General features: G+C 66.3%; 15 protein-coding genes. 6 read left to right on the forward strand and 9 right to left on the reverse strand.

From position 1 onward, the window contains the following. Positions 1 to 6 precede the first annotated feature (6 nt). Complete coding sequence (locus tag V3328_RS00075) at positions 7 to 951, forward strand: prephenate/arogenate dehydrogenase family protein (RefSeq protein ID WP_340327593.1); 945 nt, start codon at positions 7 to 9, stop codon at positions 949 to 951. A 16-nt stretch (positions 952 to 967) separates the two neighbouring features. Here the strand turns inward: V3328_RS00075 and V3328_RS00080 are convergent, their stop codons facing one another. Further along, positions 968 to 2,527, reverse strand: a complete 1,560-nt coding sequence (locus tag V3328_RS00080) for an NAD(P)H-dependent oxidoreductase (protein ID WP_340327594.1) — start codon at positions 2,525 to 2,527, stop codon at positions 968 to 970. Positions 2,528 to 2,630: 103 nt separating this feature from the next. After that, positions 2,631 to 3,713: a DUF2125 domain-containing protein gene (locus tag V3328_RS00085; RefSeq protein ID WP_340327595.1), complete on the reverse strand. Its 1,083-nt coding sequence runs from the start codon at positions 3,711 to 3,713 to the stop codon at positions 2,631 to 2,633. 163 nt (positions 3,714 to 3,876) lie between these two features. Here V3328_RS00085 and V3328_RS00090 point away from each other — a divergent pair, with 163 nt between their 5' ends. Further along, positions 3,877 to 4,422: a gamma-glutamylcyclotransferase gene (locus tag V3328_RS00090; RefSeq protein ID WP_340327596.1), complete on the forward strand. Its 546-nt coding sequence runs from the start codon at positions 3,877 to 3,879 to the stop codon at positions 4,420 to 4,422. Between the two features lie 5 nt (positions 4,423 to 4,427). On the opposite strand, the gene V3328_RS00095 is transcribed toward V3328_RS00090, so the two are convergent. Next, the gene (locus tag V3328_RS00095) at positions 4,428 to 4,886 is read right to left on the reverse strand and encodes a hypothetical protein (RefSeq protein WP_340327597.1); all 459 of its coding nucleotides are present in this window, start codon (positions 4,884 to 4,886) and stop codon (positions 4,428 to 4,430) included. A 117-nt stretch (positions 4,887 to 5,003) separates the two neighbouring features. Beyond that, a complete protein-coding gene (locus V3328_RS00100) occupies positions 5,004 to 5,573 on the reverse strand; it encodes a peroxidase-related enzyme (RefSeq protein ID WP_340327598.1) in 570 nt (189 codons plus the stop codon). Positions 5,574 to 5,706: 133 nt separating this feature from the next. Between V3328_RS00100 and V3328_RS00105 the strand changes: the two genes are divergently transcribed. Further along, positions 5,707 to 6,312 carry a hypothetical protein gene (locus V3328_RS00105; RefSeq protein WP_340327599.1) on the forward strand — a complete coding sequence of 202 codons (606 nt, stop codon included), beginning with the start codon at positions 5,707 to 5,709 and terminating at the stop codon, positions 6,310 to 6,312. A 115-nt stretch (positions 6,313 to 6,427) separates the two neighbouring features. After that, the gene (locus V3328_RS00110) at positions 6,428 to 11,281 is read left to right on the forward strand and encodes an NAD-glutamate dehydrogenase (protein ID WP_340327600.1); all 4,854 of its coding nucleotides are present in this window, start codon (positions 6,428 to 6,430) and stop codon (positions 11,279 to 11,281) included. Between the two features lie 102 nt (positions 11,282 to 11,383). On the opposite strand, the gene V3328_RS00115 is transcribed toward V3328_RS00110, so the two are convergent. The 5 genes from V3328_RS00115 to V3328_RS00135 all read right to left on the reverse strand — a co-directional run bounded on the left by V3328_RS00115 (position 11,384) and on the right by V3328_RS00135 (position 15,792). Continuing rightward, positions 11,384 to 11,626, reverse strand: coding sequence for a hypothetical protein (locus V3328_RS00115; RefSeq protein WP_340327601.1), 243 nt, complete (start codon positions 11,624 to 11,626; stop codon positions 11,384 to 11,386). 236 nt (positions 11,627 to 11,862) lie between these two features. Beyond that, a complete protein-coding gene (locus V3328_RS00120) occupies positions 11,863 to 13,098 on the reverse strand; it encodes a CaiB/BaiF CoA transferase family protein (protein WP_340327602.1) in 1,236 nt (411 codons plus the stop codon). A gap of 70 nt (positions 13,099 to 13,168) precedes the next feature. Then, positions 13,169 to 13,702 carry an O-acetyl-ADP-ribose deacetylase gene (locus tag V3328_RS00125; RefSeq protein WP_340327603.1) on the reverse strand — a complete coding sequence of 178 codons (534 nt, stop codon included), beginning with the start codon at positions 13,700 to 13,702 and terminating at the stop codon, positions 13,169 to 13,171. 50 nt (positions 13,703 to 13,752) lie between these two features. Beyond that, on the reverse strand, positions 13,753 to 14,982 hold the full coding sequence (locus tag V3328_RS00130) for a patatin-like phospholipase family protein (RefSeq protein WP_340327604.1): 1,230 nt from the start codon (positions 14,980 to 14,982) through the stop codon (positions 13,753 to 13,755). A 6-nt stretch (positions 14,983 to 14,988) separates the two neighbouring features. After that, entirely contained in the window at positions 14,989 to 15,792 is an 804-nt protein-coding gene (locus tag V3328_RS00135) for a 3-hydroxybutyrate dehydrogenase (RefSeq protein WP_340327605.1), read from the reverse strand. A 184-nt stretch (positions 15,793 to 15,976) separates the two neighbouring features. Between V3328_RS00135 and V3328_RS00140 the strand changes: the two genes are divergently transcribed. Both V3328_RS00140 and ispG read left to right on the forward strand, forming a co-directional pair. Next, positions 15,977 to 16,474: a Fur family transcriptional regulator gene (locus tag V3328_RS00140; protein ID WP_340327606.1), complete on the forward strand. Its 498-nt coding sequence runs from the start codon at positions 15,977 to 15,979 to the stop codon at positions 16,472 to 16,474. 29 nt (positions 16,475 to 16,503) lie between these two features. Further along, positions 16,504 to 17,799: a flavodoxin-dependent (E)-4-hydroxy-3-methylbut-2-enyl-diphosphate synthase gene (ispG, locus tag V3328_RS00145; protein ID WP_340327607.1), complete on the forward strand. Its 1,296-nt coding sequence runs from the start codon at positions 16,504 to 16,506 to the stop codon at positions 17,797 to 17,799. The last annotated feature ends 5 nt before the right edge of the window (positions 17,800 to 17,804 follow it).

The raw sequence follows: 17,804 nt of genomic DNA on the forward strand, positions 1-17,804 counted from the left end.
GGTGGCATGGCTGACAAGATCGTCGACCGGCTGGCGCTCATCGGCATCGGCCTGATCGGGTCCTCAATCGCGAGGGTCGTCCGCCGGGACGGCCTTGCCGGCCATGTCGCAGTGCAGACGCGCCGGCCGGAAACCCTCGAACGGGCAAGGTCGCTCGATCTCGGCGACAGCTACACGACGGATGCGGCCGATGCCGTGCGCGACGCCGATCTGGTCATCGTCTGCGTTCCGGTGGGCGCCTCCGGCGCGGTTGCCGAAGCGATCGCGCCGGCACTGAAGACGGGTGCCATCGTCTCCGACGTCGGCTCCACCAAGACCTCGGTGATCGCCCAGATGGCGCCGCATATTCCGCCGGGCGTCCGGCTCGTGCCGGCCCATCCGATCGCCGGCACGGAGCATTCGGGTCCCGACGCGGGATTTGCCGACCTGTTCCGGAACCGCTGGTGCCTGATCACGCCGCCGGAGGGCACCGACGAGACGGCCGTCGACCTGGTGACGCGCTTCTGGACCGCATGCGGCGCCAACACCGATATCATGACGCCGGACCACCATGACATGGTGCTGGCGATCACCAGCCACGTCCCGCACCTGATCGCCTACAACATCGTCGGCACGGCCGCCGAGCTCGAAGAGGTCACCAACTCGGAGGTGATGAAGTTCTCCGCCGGCGGATTCCGCGACTTCACGCGCATCGCCGCTTCGGATCCCACCATGTGGCGGGACGTGTTTCTCAACAACCGCGAAGCGGTGCTGGAGATGCTCGGCCGCTTCACCGAGGACCTGACCGCGCTTCAGCGCGCCATTCGCTGGGGCGACGGCGATGCGCTGTTCGACCTGTTCACCCGGACCCGCGCGATCCGGCGCGGCATCATCGAGTACGGACAGGAAACCGAGGCGCCCGATTTCGGACGCTCGCCCGGCGCCGGGAAGCCCGCGCAGAAGCCGGAGTAGGACCCGGACCGGCCCTTCAGCCCGACACCGTCCACAGCGGCACGACGCAGAACCACATCAGGTAGGTCAGCGCCACGATCATCGTGACGTCGATGCGACGCGCGTCAGCGGGCCGGCGCCATTGCCTGCGGCACTCGCGGGCCAGCACCAAACCGTGAACCGCGACCAGCACCGGCACGACCCAGCCGTAGGTCCCGGGCCGCACGAGCGCTTCTACGGCGACCATGGCGATCAGCGCCGCCAGCGCCAGTCCGGCCGAAACGGCGAAGGCTCCGCGGATGCCGAAGCGCACCGCGATCGTGCGCTTGCCGACCGCCATGTCGGCATCGCGGTCCGGAACGCCGGAAAGAATGATCGAGGGAAGGATCGACAGGAAAAGCGGCGCGCCCAGTATCCACGGCACCGGATCGCCGATCGCCCCGTTCTGGAAGAGATGACCGGCGAGTATTGCCAGGAAGCTGTGGGTGACGGCGACGTCCACCTCGCCAAGCGTGCGGTAGGACAGGCGCAGCGGCGGCATCGTGTAGCCCAGGGCCAGCAAGGCGCTCGCCGCAAAGAACAGGCCGAGTACGGCGGGCTGCGCCGCTGTCGCCGTCAGAACGATCGTGAGACCGATCGCCACCGTGAGCGCGAGACGCGCGCCGCGCAGCAATGATCCGGCGGTCAGGATCCCCCCTTGCAGGACGCGCGAGCCACCGTTGAACGGCCCCCAATTCTGGTTCCGGCTGTCGGATCCGGCGTCGAGCAGATCGTTCGAAAAGACCGTCGCAGCCTCGATCGCGAACAGGACGGCATATCCGAGCCAGAACCGGACGGGATCGATGCCGCCTCCCGCGGCGGCGGTCAACGCGCCGAGCCAGAACGCCAGGAAGGTCATGGGGTAGAACTGCAGCCGCAGGGCGGAAAGCCACGGCCGAACGTGCTGCCACAATCGCTGCAGCCGGCTCCTCGGCCCGTTCGCGAGCCGTCCGCCGAGCCGTTCCGCCTCGTCGATCCAGCGGATGCGCTGTTGCTCGGTCGAGCCCTTTACGGGTCCGAAGCGGGTGTGCCGCGTTACCGCGATCCCGCAGAAGCCGAGCGTTGCCGCCGCCATGGCATGGCGTCCCGGCGCGCGGTAGAGGAACGAATAGACCGGGCCGGGGGTGTCCATCGTCGTGATCAGTTCGGCGGTACGGCCATCGAGCAGGCCTTCAAAGCCGGTGCCGCCCGAAATGTCCTCGAATGCCCAGCCCGGAACGAGGATCCGGTCGAGGAACGCCTTCAGCAGGGCCGGATAGGTGCCCCACCAGGTAGGATAGACGAAGACGATGTGGTCGGCCCATTCGATGGCTGTCTTCGCCGCCACGAGATCCGCCTCGAGAACCTGGTCGCGCGGCGACGGCGTCGTCACGTCGCGGTCGAATCGCGTTCGGGCCAGTTCCAGTTCCCGGACCTCGCAGCCCGCCTTCCGGGCGCCGCGCGAATAGGCGTCCAGCATGGCGCCGCAAAGCGAGGCGCTGCCGCGCGGATGGGCGAGGATGAGCAGCACCCTCAGTGCGGGGGTTGCGACCGACACCTCACCTGTTCGCTGGTCCATCGGTCCTGATCCGGACTCCCTCGCTGCTCGCCGGGCCGCCGTGCCCAATGGGTCGGCGCGGAATCGAACTCCAATCCTGGAGTCTCAGCGCCATCCGGGAACGTCAGAACAGGCGCGGCAGTTCCGTGATCGGCATCGCGCCGAGATAGACGGTGCCCTCGCGGATTTCGATTTCTCCCGACAACGCCGTGCGCCCGTCTATCTGATCCGGTTTGCCGGTCAGCCTCAGGGCCAGTGCAATAATCGGCGCGAGCCCTCCGAACGCTCCGGCCGAGCCCGGCGTATTGATATCCGGCCCGGCGAGACTGACCGTCACTGTGCCTTCCGGCCGTCCTGCGCCGTCGGGAACGACGCGGCCGCTGGCACGGATCTCGCTGTCACCCTGCGCGGCGCTCAGCCGCTCGACCGCAACGCTGCCGCCGTTCTCGCGCCAGGCAGCGAGAAAGGCCTCGGGCTCGCGCGGCGGCGGATAGGGCATCGAATCAAATTGCCCGACGAAGGCGACGTCGACTGCCTCGGGCGCCGCGCGCCCGTCCAGCGTCACGACGAGGTCCTGAGCGCCGAACGCCACGTCGTAGTCGCGGCCGACGCCGGAGCGCGACTCGGTGTTGCGGCCGTGCAGATCGACATGCCGGGCGGAAACGGCTGCTCCGCCCGCAGGTCCCAGCGTTGCCGGATCCGGCGTCACGGTAAGCCCGGTGATCGCGAGGTCCACGCGCGCAACGCGTCCCTCCGGCGCGCGCAGCGAGCCCTGCAGCAACTGCCAGTCGGCGTTCACCGCCATCTCCGGGTTATTTCTCCGATCGCCGGACTCGAGGCGTATCGGCCCGTCGATCTCGAATATCACGTGGCTGATGTCCCAGACCTGAGCGACCGCGCGGAAATCCCTCGCCTCCACGCGGATGCGCGGGGCACTGTCGGCAATATCCAGAACTGGCGACTTGCAGGACACCTCGACGCGGAACGGATAGCCTCCGATACCGTGTCGGGAGCACTCATAGGTGCGGCCCTTCACAGCTTCCGATGCGAGCCATTCGGTCATCAGGGCGTCCGCCTTGCGGGTACCGAAATACCAGACCGCGCTCCAGCCTGCGATCGCCAGCACCACCAGCGACAGAACCGCCACCACGAATCGCGGTGGGCGGCCGAGGCGTTCCGGAGAAGGTGGATCAGACTGTGCGGTCATCTCGAACTCCGGATTTGCCGGCCGGCGGAGAGGGAGCGTGCATACGCCGGGGGAGGCCGGCCGAGGTCCCAGACATTGCCAATGGATCGGGGCGTTGGTAGGGCAGCGACTTGTCGCGGGACGGAACGGAACCCGCCGCGTGTGAGGAACGGGCAGTCAGAGTATGACGGACTTCTGGGTTTTCGGCTACGGCTCGCTGATGTGGCGGCCGGGGTTCTCTCATGTCGAGCGGGTCCCGGCGCGCCTGATCGGCCTGCATCGCGCCCTGTGCGTCTACAGCCACGTCCATCGCGGCACGCCCGAGCGGCCCGGTCTCGTACTCGGGCTCGATCGCGGGGGGGCCTGCCGGGGAGTCGCATTCAGGGTCGAACCAGATTTGCGAGACGAGGTGGTGGCGTATCTGCGCGCACGCGAGCAGGTCACGATGGTCTACCTGGAAGCGACGCGTCAGATCGAGATCCTGGACGGCACCCGGCGCACCGCACCCGCCCTGTGCTACGTGGTCGACCGGGAACACCCGCAATATGCAGGCAAGCTGTCGTTCGAGGATCAGATCCGCTACGTGCGGCAAGGCCAGGGCCAGTCCGGTGCAAATGCGGAGTACGTACTGGCGACGCTAGACCACATGGACGAAATCGGGGTTGTCGACAAGCGCCTGTCCGTGGTCGGCAGGGCGTTGCGGACGCCCGAAGGACTCCCGGCGTCCTGAACGATTCAGGCCGCGAGATCGCGGTGCCCGGCTGACGCGCCGGACTCGGCCGAAGCGCGCTTCGGAGCCGCGCCGAGGGCGCGGCGAAGATCGCGCAGAACCGCCGTGCGGGCCTCCGCCCCGACCGCCAGCAGGTGGACGTGGGCTTCCGTGGCTCCGGCGGCCTTGGCTGCCGCCAGACCCGCTTCGAACCGGCGGCCCACCGCCAGCCCGATCCAGACGGCCTCGCGGCGACCGTCTTCGTCGACGGCAGCAAGAATCACCGGCGCACCGGCAAAATCCGAGGCCATGTCTATGGGGAATCCGCGGGTGAGATAGCTCTTGCCGCTTCCGCCGGTCCAATACCGGAAATCGGCGGCGAACGGGATCCCGTCGAGCACGTGCGGCACGACAGGTCCGGATTCAGCGATTTTCACCGATGCGTTCATGAGAACAAAAATGGAACGTTCCATCTGATGCGTCAATCCCTATCACGGATATGGTTAACGCGCTTTGCCACGTCGTGTTCCCTACCAAGATTTAATTTCTTCGCTGTTTCCGGGCCCGATTCAAATTGACACAAATGTTTCAGCAGTTCCGTCTCAGCGGAACTGTCCGTGATACTCCGGGTTCGGCCGCATGTCGGTCGCGATCGCGACGCGATTCGTCATGTTGAAGAACGCGGTCACCGACGCGATGTCCCAGATGTCGCGGTCGCTGAACCCGGCCCCGCGCAAGGCTTCGCGATCGGCTTCGTCGACGACGGCGGGCGTTTCGCTGAGCTTCCAGGCAAAATCCAGCATCGCTCTGTGACGCGGCGACAGGTCGGCGGCGCGATAGTTCATCACCATCAGTTCCCCCAACTCCGGATCGCCGGAATATTGCCGCACCGCCGCACCATGGGCTGCGAGGCAGTAGAAGCAGTGGTTCACGCTGGACACGACCACCGCGATCATTTCGCGCTCGAGCTTTGAGAGCCCCGAGTCGGCGAGCATCAGGTCGTTGTACATGGTGGTAAAGGCGTCGAGCTTTTCGGGGTTGAAGGCATAGGCCTTCAGAACGTTCGGGATCATGCCGAGCTTCTCGACGCATTTTTCGAAGTATGCCTTCTGCCGATCGGTCAGTTCCCCTTCCTCGGCGATTTCCAATGCGGTGACGCGATCATCGGGCATTAATGTCCTCCGGTTTAGTTTCAGTATGCTGGCGGCGGGGCGTCGTTGCCACGCGGCGGCCGTTCGGAGCGGTCCCACCCGGGCTCCGGGTGAGCGCCCAATCTAGGGGTACTTCAACGCTTACGGAGAACAAATGCGAAATGACGTGCGTTTGGGGCTGGTGCGCTTTCTGGTCTGCGCCGCGGCCGTCATGTTGTTGACCGGGCCGGCGGCAGCCGAGTGGGGGAAGCCGAAGCCGTCGACCGAGGATTGGTCGTGGCTGGAAGGCACGGTCTGGTACGTTCCCACGTACAACCTTCCTGCAATCATGACGTCGCCTGACACGGAGGCCGTCATCCCGCTCAGGGATCAGACCGTCTATACCATCGACGGCTATGCGAACGGCTACTACTGGGGCATCGCACGGGCGCAGTTCCTCGGCCCGGACGATCCCAGGAAGGTGCCGCCCGACAGCGATCCGGCCTGCAACCGCATGGCCGCCTCCGTCACGCCGGAAGGGACACTCAACGTCTCCTTCGCGCCGATGGAGAGCTCCAGCGGTGAGCGGATCACCGGGGTCGGCACCATGCGGCGGCACCGCGGCAGCTGGGCGATGGAACTCCAGATGACGACCGGGGATACGGTCCAGGTAACCCACTGGGCCTACATGCGGGCCTGCCCGAAAAACAGGCCGTGCAAGCTGCCGGCAATCTCCGCGACGGCGCAGGAATTCGTGGAAGCCTGCCGGACAAGCCCCTGAGGCGTCTCGGCCGGTCCATATGGCGACGGTGTCTCGACACCGTCGCCATTCTGTCGAACACTCTGCCTAATAACTCCGCCGGTCGTGAAGCCGTGCGGGCAGAAGGGGAGACACAATGCTGCAGCGGGACAACGAGAACCGGCGCCAGCTCATCGACGAGGTGCTGAAGGAGTTGCCGGGCGGCTCCCGGGCCGCACAGTCGAGGGACTTTGCCGACTGCCTGTTTTCCCAAGCCGCCTACGAGGATCTTGCCGAGTACAGCCCGTCCGACCTCGCCGACCTGGCCAGGTCGGCCTGGGCGTTCGCGGCGACTCGCCAACCGGGCCAGCACAAGATCCGGGTCTTCGATCCTGACCCTGAAGACGCCTCCCCCGATTCCCGGCTGAACGACGTTACGGTTGTCGAAATAGTCAACGACAACATGCCGTTTCTGCTCGATTCGGCGATGTCGGAACTGCAGGACCGTGGCTACGAGGTGAAGCTGGTCCTGCACCCGATCGTCTACGTGCAGCGCGATTCGAAAGGCAAGCGCACCAGGTTCTTCGGGTTTGCCGCGCCGGAAGACGGCGCCGGCGTCGTGCGCGAAAGCCACATCCACATCCACATCACGCGCATCGACAGCGATCTCGCACGACGGGACACGGCAGCCGCGCTCGGACGCGTCGACGACGCCGTCCGCATCGTGGTGCAGGACTGGAAGCCGATGCGCGAGCGACTGGCCGCTGCAATCGACGGCTACCGGCGCAATCCCCCGCCGATCGCCGCCGACGAGATCGCCGAGGCGGTGCACTTCCTCGACTGGGTGGCCGACAACAACTTCACTTTCCTGGGTATGCGCGAATACGCCTTCGTCGGCGGCCTAAAGGAAGGCCGGCTGGAGAGGATCGAAACGAACCAGCAAGCCGGGCTGGGCATATTGCGCGATCCGGAGGTCATGGTGCTCAGGCGCGGCCGCGAATGGGTCACCTACACGCCGGAACTGCGCGACTTCCTGATGCAGCCGGTGCCGCTGATCGTCACCAAGGCCAACGTCAAGTCGCTGGTCCACCGCCGCGTCCATCTCGACTACATCGGCGTCAAGACCTTCGACGACCACGGCGATCTGACGGGCGAGCTGCGCGTCATCGGCCTGTTCACCTCGTCGGCCTACAACCGCGGCGTCCGCTCGATCCCCTACCTTCGCCACAAGGTGGAGCAGGTCATGCAGCGCACCGGGTTCGACCCGGAGAGCCACAACGGCAAGGCCGTGCTCAATGTGCTCGAGACGTTCCCGAGAGACGAGCTTTTCCAGATCGACATCGAGACGCTCTACGAATGGGTGATGTCGATCCTGCAACTCGGCGAGCGCCCGCGCATCCGGGTCCTGGCGCGCCCCGACAAGTTCGACAGGTTCGTTTCGGTGCTGGTCTACGTCCCGCGCGATCGCTTCAACACCGACGTGCGCCGGTCGATAGGCAAGCTCCTGGCCAGCTCCTACGGGGGCCGCGTATCGGCCTTCTATCCCTATTATCCGGAAGGCGCGCTGGCGCGGGTCCACTACATCATCGGGCGCTACGAGGGCGAGACTCCCACTCCCGACCAGTCCTATCTGGAATCGCGGATAGCCGAGCTCGTCCGCACCTGGTCCGACAATCTCAAGGAGGCGCTCGCCGACACCCACGACCTGATGCGCGCCAACGAATTGTTCGAGTGCTACAAGAACGCGTTCACCACCGCCTATCAGGCCGCCTACCCGGCCCGGGTCGTCGTTGGCGACATTGGCGTCATCGAGAGGCTGGTCGGCCAGCACACTCTCGAGATCGAGTTCCATCGCCCCGATGCCGACCGGCCGGAACGGCTCGGCCTGAAGCTGTTCCGGGTCGCCGAACCGGTGCCGCTGTCGGAACGCGTTCCGATTCTCGAGAACATGGGCTTCAAGGTCATCAACGAACGCACCTACCGGATCAGCCGTCCCGGGGAAGGCGGTACGACCCAGATCTGGCTGCACGACATGGTGCTGGAACGCGCCGACGGCGCCGCCATCGACCTCGATCGCCTCGCCGAGCCGCTCGGTGCCGCCTTCCGGGCGGTGATGACCGGCGAGGCGGAAAACGACGGCTACAACGCCCTCGTCGTCAAGGCAGGCCTGGAATGGCGCGACATCGCGGTGCTGCACGCCTATTCGCTCTACTTGCGGCAGATCCGCATTGCCTACAGTCAGGACTATCTGTGGCTGACGTTGCAGCGCCATCCCGACATCGCCGGGATGCTGGTCGAGCTGTTCCGCGTCCGGTTCATGCCGGAGGCGGTCGGCCGCGAATCCCGCGAGGCGTCAGAGCAGGCGGTCGTGGACCGGCTCGAATCTGCCCTGGAAGGCGTCCCGAGCCTCGACGAGGACCGGATCATCCGGCGATTCATCAATCTGATCCGATCGACGCTGCGCACCAACTTCTATCAGACCGATGTGCACGGCAAGCCGAAGGCGGCAATGGCATTCAAGCTCTCCAGCCGCGCCGTCGACGGCTTGCCGGATCCCAAGCCCTACGTCGAGATCTTCGTCTACAGCCCGCGGGTCGAGGGCGTGCACCTGAGGTTCGGCAAGATCGCCCGCGGCGGCCTGCGCTGGTCGGACCGGCCGCAGGACTTCCGCACCGAGGTGCTCGGGCTCGTCAAGGCCCAGCAGGTCAAGAACGCGGTCATCGTGCCCGTCGGCGCCAAGGGCGGGTTCGTGCCGAAGCACCAGCCCGCAGGCAGCCGGGAGGCGATCCTCGCCGAGGGGGTGGCCTGCTACAAGATCTTCATCAACAGCCTCCTCGACGTCACGGACAACCTGATCGACGGCAATGTCGTGCAGCCGGCTCTCACCGTCTGCCACGACGGTGACGATCCCTACCTGGTGGTTGCCGCCGACAAGGGCACCGCGACATTCTCCGACATCGCCAACGAGATATCGGAGTCCCGCGACTTCTGGCTCGGCGACGCTTTCGCCTCGGGCGGATCGGCCGGCTACGACCACAAGAAGATGGGCATCACCGCGCGTGGCGCCTGGGAAGCCGTCAAGCGCCACTTCCGCGAGAAGGACGTCGACATCCAGACCACGCCGTTCACGGTGGTCGGCGTCGGCGACATGTCGGGCGACGTGTTCGGCAACGGCATGCTGCTTTCGGAGCAGATCCGGCTGCTCGCCGCCTTCGATCACCGCGACATCTTCATCGACCCCGATCCTGATCCGGCGTCGAGCTACGCCGAGCGCCAGCGGATGTTCGCTCTGCCGCGGTCGAGCTGGCAGGATTACGACCGCGACCTGATCTCGGAGGGCGGCGGCGTCTTCTCGCGGCAGGAGAAGGCCATTCCATTGTCGCCGCAGATGCAGGACCTGCTCGAGATCCGGCGCAAGACGGCGACACCGATCGAGATCATGTCCGCCATCCTTAAGGCCGACGCCGATCTCATGTGGTTCGGCGGCATCGGCACCTACGTCCGGGCGACGACCGAAACCGACGATCAGGTCGGCGACAGGGCCAACGACGCCATCCGGATCACTGCGCCGCAGCTGCGCGTCAAGGTGGTCGGCGAGGGCGCCAACCTCGGGGTAACCCAGCTCGGCCGGATCGAGTACGCCGAGGCGGGCGGCCGCATCAACACCGACGCGATCGACAATTCCGCCGGCGTCAACTCCTCCGATCTCGAGGTCAACATCAAGGTGGCGCTGGGTCCGGTGGTCCGGTCCGGCCAGCTCAAGCTGCAGCAGCGCAACCGGCTGCTCGTCGAGATGACCGAGGAGGTCGCCGGCCTCGTCCTTCGCAACAATTACCTGCAGACGCTGGCGCTGTCGCTGAGCGAGCGGCGCGGCGCCGAAAGCCTCGGCTTCCAGCAGCGCTTCATGCGCGATCTGGAGGCCCGCGGCGACCTCGACCGGGAGGTCGAGCACTTGCCGGACGACGCCGAGATGCAGGCACGCGAAGCCCGCGGGCACCCGCTGAGCCGGCCGGAGCTTGCCGTGCTGCTCGCTTACGCAAAGCTCGACCTCTATGCGCGGCTCCTGAAGAGCACGGTGCCGGACGATCCGTATCTCGGTCGCGAACTGATGCGGTATTTTCCCGAACGCCTACAGAAGAAGTTCCCCGAGGCGATCGAGAATCACCGGCTGCGCCGCGAGATCATCTCGACGATGCTGGCGAACTCGATGATCAACCGCTGCGGGCCGACCATGATGGTGCGCCTCGGAGACGAGACCGGTGCCGAGGTGCCGGACATCGCGGCGGCCTTCGCGGCGGCGCGCAACGCCTTCGGGCTGACGGAAGTGAACGGCGAACTCGACGCGCTGGACAACAGGATTCCCGGCGCGCTGCAACTGGAACTCTATGGCGTCCTGCAAGACCTGCTGCTGAGGGCAACCGCGTGGTTCCTTCGCAACGTCGATCTCGATCAGGGCCTGGCAGACATCATCGGCCACTATCGCAAGGGCACCGCCAAGCTGATCGCCGACCTCGACAAGGTCGCGCCTGCCGATGCGATGGAGCGAATCGCGGAGCGGTGCGAGACGCTGGTTGCCGCGGGTCTGCCTGAGGATCTGGCCGCCCGCGCCGCCAGTACGCAGCTTCTCTCCCGGGCACCCGATATCGTTCTCGTGTCGGATCGCACCGGCAAGCCCCTCAGGGCGGTTGCCGAGACGTTCTATGCCTTCACATCACACTTCGAGATCGAGCAGATCACCGACGCGGCGCGCAACCTGGCGGTCAACGACTACTACGACCGGCTGGCGCTCAACCGGACCATCGACCTGATGACGGAAGCCCAGCGCAGGCTGGTCGCCGACGTGCTGGCAACCGGCAAGAAGGGCAAGCCCGCACTCGAGGCCTGGCTCGAGGCCCGCGGGCGCAGCGTCGAGCGGATGACGGCGGCGATCAGGGAGATCGAGCGCGGCCCGATGAGCCTTGCGCGGCTGTCGGTGGTCGCAAGCCTGTTCAACGACCTCGCGGGCACATAGGAACGTAGTCCCGGGATCTCGTTTGGCTCCGGGCGGAAGAGTTCAAGAAGTTACCGGGGCCGCCGGAAGCGAGCCTGCCTGCGGCGACCTTCTGAAGCGGCGTCAGGCGCGGGGGAGGGGGAATTCGGTGCTGCCGTAGATATCCCTGATCTCGGCGGCGCGAAAGCTGGAATCACCGGTTTCGATCCAGGCGAAATGCAGCTGGCCGGGAATCTCCTCGACGGCATATTTGACCGCTTCGGCGAGGGTCTCGAAGCGCCGGTACTTCAGGCCGCTGAAGCGGCCGGCGCGATGATTTCGGCTCGAATAGAGTTCGGCCGGGGTATCGAACTTGCCATGAGACATCTGGAGATCCGCAATGCGAGGAACACCAGACCAGCTGACCGCCCAGGCCGTATGGGCCTATTCAGGGCGATCAGGGAACGGGGAGGATCGCAGTACATCCGTGCTGATCCTTCATCGTTTTCTGCGGCGGTCATGAGCCGCGCTGAAAACACCGTCCAATCTGGCTGGATGACGAGTATGTGGTCACCGCTTCCGCCTATTTCAACCCCTGGTGCCGCACTTCACCCGGCGCGGCCTCAAACGATGCCGTCATCGCGCAACCTGGACCGTTCGGTCGCGTCTAGGCCGAGCACCTCGTCCAGCACCTCGTCGGTGTGCTCGCCGAGAACCGGCGGCGGGCGGCGATAGCTCGCCGGCGTTGCCGAAAACTTCAAGGGATTGCCGATCAGATCGACGCTGCCGGAGCCGGCCAGCGAGTGCGGCATCGAGATCTTCATGTCGCGGGCGGCGACCTGCGGCTCGGCGAAGGTGTCGGCGATGGTGTTGACCGGCCCGGCCGGCACGCCACGCACTTCGAGGCCCGCCAGTATTTCGGTGCGCGTCAGGACCCTGAGGCGATCGGCGATCATCGGAACCAGCGCCTCGCGGTTCCGGACCCGGGCACTGTTTGTGGCAAAGAGGGGATTCTCGGCGAGTTCCGGAGCCTGAAGGAAATCGCAGAACCGCCGATACTGGGCATCATTGCCGACGGCAATGATGACGTGGCCATCGGAGGTCTCGAAGACCTGGTAGGGCACGATATTGGCGTGGGCGTTGCCGCGCTGGACCGGCACCACGCCCGAGGTCAGATAGTTGACGCCCTCGTTGACCAGCCAGGCGACCTGGGTATCGACGAGGCCGATATCGATATGCTGGCCGCGCCCGGTGGCGTCGCGGTGGCGGAGTGCGGCAAGGATCGCGGTCGAGGCATACATGCCGCACATCACGTCGGCGATGGCGACGCCGACCTTGACCGGCTCGGTGCCGGGAACGCCGGTGATCGACATGATCCCGCCCATGCCCTGTGCCAGGTAATCGTACCCGGCGCGGCCGGAATTCGGGCCGGTCTGGCCGAAGCCGGTGATCGAGCAGTAGACGAGGCCGGGAAGGTTCGCGCTCAGATCGGAATAGCCGAGGCCGTACCTGGCAAGGCCGCCGACCTTGAAGTTCTCCACCAGCACGTCGCACTTCGCCGCGAGCCTGCGCACGAGTGCGGCGCCTTCCGGCCTGGCAATATCGACGGACAGCGACCGCTTGTTGCGGTTCGCCGACAGGTAGTAGCCGCTTTCCGTGGTGTCCGCACCGTCGGCATCCCTGACGTAAGGCGGTCCCCACTTGCGGGTGTCGTCGCCCTCGCCGCGCTTTTCCACCTTGATGACGTCGGCGCCGAGATCGCCGAGGAGCTGGGTGCAGGTCGGCCCGGCCAGGATGCGGGTGAGGTCGAGGATGCGGATGCCGGCGAGCGGTCCGGGATTGGCGGTTTCGTTTGTCATGGTCCCCGTACGCGGTGAGAAGTGGCGGCATCCTAACGGCTGCCGCGTGCGATGGAAGACGGGCGGGGTCTCAGCGGCGCGAAACGGGCAGTGACAGGGCCTCCGCGGCGTCCTCGTGACGGCGTGCCGAAATCTCGTCGAAACAGCACAGCACGACGCGATCGAAGGCGTCCGGTGAGGCGGCGACGGCATCGCGGACCGCCTGCACGGCGATCCGCGCGGCCCGGTCCGGGGGAAAGCCATAGATGCCGGTCGAGATCGCCGGGAAAGCGACGGACCGCAGGCCGTTTGCCTGCGCGAGCGCCAGCGACGCCCGGTAGCAGCTTTCCAGGGCGGCATCCTCGTGCTCGCCGCCTCCCCGCCAGACCGGGCCGACAGCGTGGATGACGTGGCGTGCGGGAAGGCGGTAGCCGCCGGTGATGCGCGCTTCCCCGGTCGGGCAGGACCCGATTGCCGAACAGGCCCCGGCCAGCTCCGGCCCGGCTGCCCGGTGGATCGCCCCGCAGACGCCGCCGCCTGGCTCCAGCGCCGGATTGGCCGCGTTGACGATCGCATCGACCTTCAGCGTGGTGATGTCGGCCACGACGATCTCGACAGATGTCATGAACGGCACTTCAGCACAGGAAATCGCGGAGGCAAATTCCCGTTTGCCTTTCAGTCGATCATCCGGCGCACGTCAGCAGTGGCCCTGGCGCCGATCTTCTCGTGATGCAACTCGTGGAAACGGGCAGCGGCGTCGCGTCCCGCATCGCGCAGATAGGTCAGGAATTCCCATTCCGCGTTGAACTTGCTGGATGCCGTCAGGTCGTTGAGGAACTCGCCGCCATCGACGACATGCACGCGGACGCTCCTGTACTTCTCCGGGGGCAGCACGCCGTCCTCGACCAGCCGGTCGACGAAGGCGATGGCGCGCAGTTCCTTCAGGAGCGAGGAGTTGAAGGTGATCTCGTTCATCCGGTTGAGGATGTCGCGCGCCGTCTTCGGCGTTTCGAACCGCTCGATGGGGTTGATCTGGATGAGCACCAGATCCTGCGTGCCGGTCTCGTAGAAGAACGGCCAAAGCGCCGGATTACCGGAATATCCGCCGTCCCAATAGGGCACGCCGTCGATCTCGACGGCCTGGAACATCAGCGGCAGGCAGGCCGAGGCCATCACGTGGTCGGCGGTGATGTCGCGGTTGCGGAAGACCTTCACCTTGCCGGTGCGCACGTTTGTCGCCGACAGGAACAGCCGGATCGTGTCGCATCGCCGGACAGCATCGAAGTCGATGATCCCCTCGATCAGTTCCTTCAGGGGATTGAGGTTCAGCGGGTTGAATTCATAAGGAGAGACGAACCGGCTGATCACGTCGACCATGACGAAGCCGGGCGACCAGTCGAGACTCCAGTTGCCCCACATCCGGTCGATCAGGGTGCGCTGCACGGGCGAGGTGCGGGCGGCGCGGCTCACCGCCTTCCAGTACTGCGCGAGCACCTCGCGGGCGCCGTCCGGACCGCCCATCTCGTAGCCGGAGACCAGTGCGACGGCGTTCATGGCACCGGCACTGGTGCCGCTGATCGCGTCGATCTCGACCGGCGCGTTCTCGAGCACCCAGTCCAACACGCCCCAGGTGAAGGCGCCGTGGGCGCCGCCGCCCTGCAAAGCGAAATTGACGCGGCGCGATGCATTCGAGCCGGCAGAGCCCGCCTTGTCCCTCCCCGAATCGTCGATGTAGACGGGCGCCTCTTCGCCCGGTCCGGTACGCACGCGACCCTTGCCGGTGATCATCTTTTCCGCGGGCGTATCGGCGGCGGCGACCTCCGGCGTCGCCGGGTCGGCGGACCGGCGGGGCTTGGCCGCCTTCCTTGCGGTGGTCTTGCCGGACTTGCCCCTGGAAGCGGCCATGGCGGATTACTCCGCCGTCCAGCCGCCGTCGATCGACTGCAGCGAGCCGGTGATCGAGGCGGCGGTGGGCGTGGTGAGGAACAGCGCCAGATTGGCGACCTGTTCGACGGTGACGAATTCCTTGGTCGGCTGGGCGGCCAGCAGCACGTCCTTCTTGACCTGTTCCTCGGTCATGCCGCGCGCCTTGGCGGTGTCGGGGATCTGCTTCTCGACCAGCGGCGTCCACACGTAGCCCGGGCATATGGCGTTGACGGTGATGCCGTGCTCGGCGGTCTCCAGCGCCACCACTTTGGTGAGACCGGCGAGCCCGTGCTTGGCGGCCACGTATGCCGCCTTGTCCGGCGAGGCTACCAGCGCGTGGGCGGACGCCGTCGAGATGATCCGGCCCCAGCCGCGCTTCTTCATCCCGGGCACGACGGCGCGCATGCCAAGGAAGGCCGCCGACAGGTTGATCGCCAGGATGGCGTTCCACTTCTCGATCGGGAACTCCTCGATCGGGGCGACATACTGGATGCCGGCATTGTTGACGAGGATGTCGACGGAGCCGAATTCCTTCTCGGCATCGGCGACCATTGCGGCGATATCGTCCGCCTTGGTCATGTCGGCCGCCGAGTAGCGGACCTCGACGCCGTTCTTGTTCGCCATCTCGGCGCGGACGGCCTCGATCTCCGCGGCGTCGCCAAAGCCGTTGATGGTGACGTTGGCGCCGGCGGCGGCGAAGGTGTCGGCGATGGCATGACCGATGCCCGAGGTCGATCCGGTGACGATGGCGGACTTGCCCTTTAGGGACAGCTGACTCTGAAGGGACATGCGGCGATCCTTTTCTGGTGGCCGAGGGTTCCGTTCCGTCCTGTCTATCGCATATTGCAACGCAGCAAAATCCGCTAGCTTCGGCTTTCGCTTCATTGTTATGAGGAGGCGACTATATTGTAGGCATCCGAACCCGCGCGACAGCGCCCTCGATCACATGCGGCCAGGCTGCTGGCCAGGTAAAATGGCAGATTTCCCGAACCCCGAACACGACCACGACGTGTGCACCGATCGCGTGGTGCGCGTCGCGCACGCCATCTGCCGGCGCAGGGGCGTGCGGCTGACCAGCCAGCGCGAGAGGGTGCTGGACGTGCTCGCGCAGAGCCACCGGCCGATGGGGGCCTACGAGATCCTCGACACCATGGCCGACGGCGGCAAGCGGCCCGCGCCGATCACCGTCTACCGGGCACTGGACTTCCTCGTACAGCAGGGGCTCGTGCACCGCATCGAGAGCCGCAACGCCTTCGTCGCCTGCATGGCCGGCGAGGCGGCACACGATACGGTGGTGTTCCTGATCTGCCGCGAGTGCGGCAATGTCGGCGAGGCGATCGCCGAGGGTGTCGGGGCGGAAATCGATCGTGTCGCGACGGCCAGCGGCTTCGCACCGGATCTGACCGTGGTCGAGATCGACGGGCTGTGCGGCCATTGCGCCGCGTCGCAGCGCCGACCTTCCGTACAGTAGTTCCGCCGGAACAAGGGACTCACCAGCCGATGAGCGAACAGCCGATGAACGAGCACAGCGGACCGGCACCGCGACAAGGCACAGTCGGGGTGGCGGTCGGCAAGCCCGGCCTCGGCGGGGTGGTGGTCGGCGGCGACGCGCCGGTCGTGGTCCAGTCGATGACAAACACCGACACTGCCGACATCGAGGCGACGGTCGCGCAGGTCGCAGCCCTTGCCCGTGCCGGCTCCGAGATCGTCCGCATCACGGTCGACCGCGACGAGGCGGCCGCCGCGGTGCCGCATATCCGCGACCGCCTGGTGCTGCGGGGCGTCAACGTGCCGCTGGTCGGCGACTTCCACTATATCGGCCACAAGCTGCTGCGCGAGCATCCCGCCTGCGCGGAGGCGCTCGACAAGTACCGGATCAATCCTGGCAATGTCGGGTTCCGCGAAAAGCGCGACCTGCAGTTCGGCGCCATGATCGAGGCCGCACTCGAGTATGACAAGCCGGTGCGGATCGGCGTCAACTGGGGCTCGCTCGACCAGGAGCTGCTGACCCGCCTGATGGACGAGAACGCCGCCGCGCCGGCGCCGATGTCGGCGCGCGCGGTGATGCACGAGGCGATCGTCCAGTCCGCCCTGCTGTCGGCGGAGCGGGCCGAACAGATCGGCATGGGTCGCGACCGGATCATCCTGTCGGCGAAGGTCAGTCAGGTTCAGGACCTCATCGCCGTCTACCGGATGCTTTCTCGGCGCGGGGCCTATGCGTTGCATCTCGGCCTGACGGAGGCCGGCATGGGCTCGAAGGGCATCGTCGCGTCGACGGCAGGGATGGCGGTGCTGCTGCAGGAGGGCATCGGCGACACGATCCGCGTCTCGCTGACGCCGGAACCCGGCGGCGACCGCACGACGGAGGTCCAGGTTGCCCAGGAAATGCTGCAGGCGATGGGGCTGCGCACCTTCGTGCCGGTGGTGACTGCCTGTCCGGGCTGCGGGCGGACAACCTCGACGGTCTTCCAGGAACTGGCCAGCGACATCCAGGACTTCATCCGCGTCGAAATGCCGGTTTGGCGGGAGAAGTATCCCGGCGTCGAGACGATGAACGTCGCGGTGATGGGCTGCATCGTCAACGGACCGGGCGAATCCAAGCACGCCGATATCGGCATTTCGCTGCCGGGCACCGGCGAGACCCCGGCGGCGCCGGTGTTCATCGACGGCAAGAAGGCACTGACGCTTCGCGGTCCCGCCATCGCCGCGGACTTCAAGGCCCTCGTCATCGATTACATCGAACGCCGTTTCGGCGAGGCGCCGGACGGCGTCAGGAGCGCCGACGCCGCAGAATAGGGGAG

It is taken from the genome of Microbaculum marinum (assembly GCF_037855135.1).
Classification (GTDB): domain Bacteria; phylum Pseudomonadota; class Alphaproteobacteria; order Rhizobiales; family Tepidamorphaceae; genus Microbaculum; species Microbaculum marinum.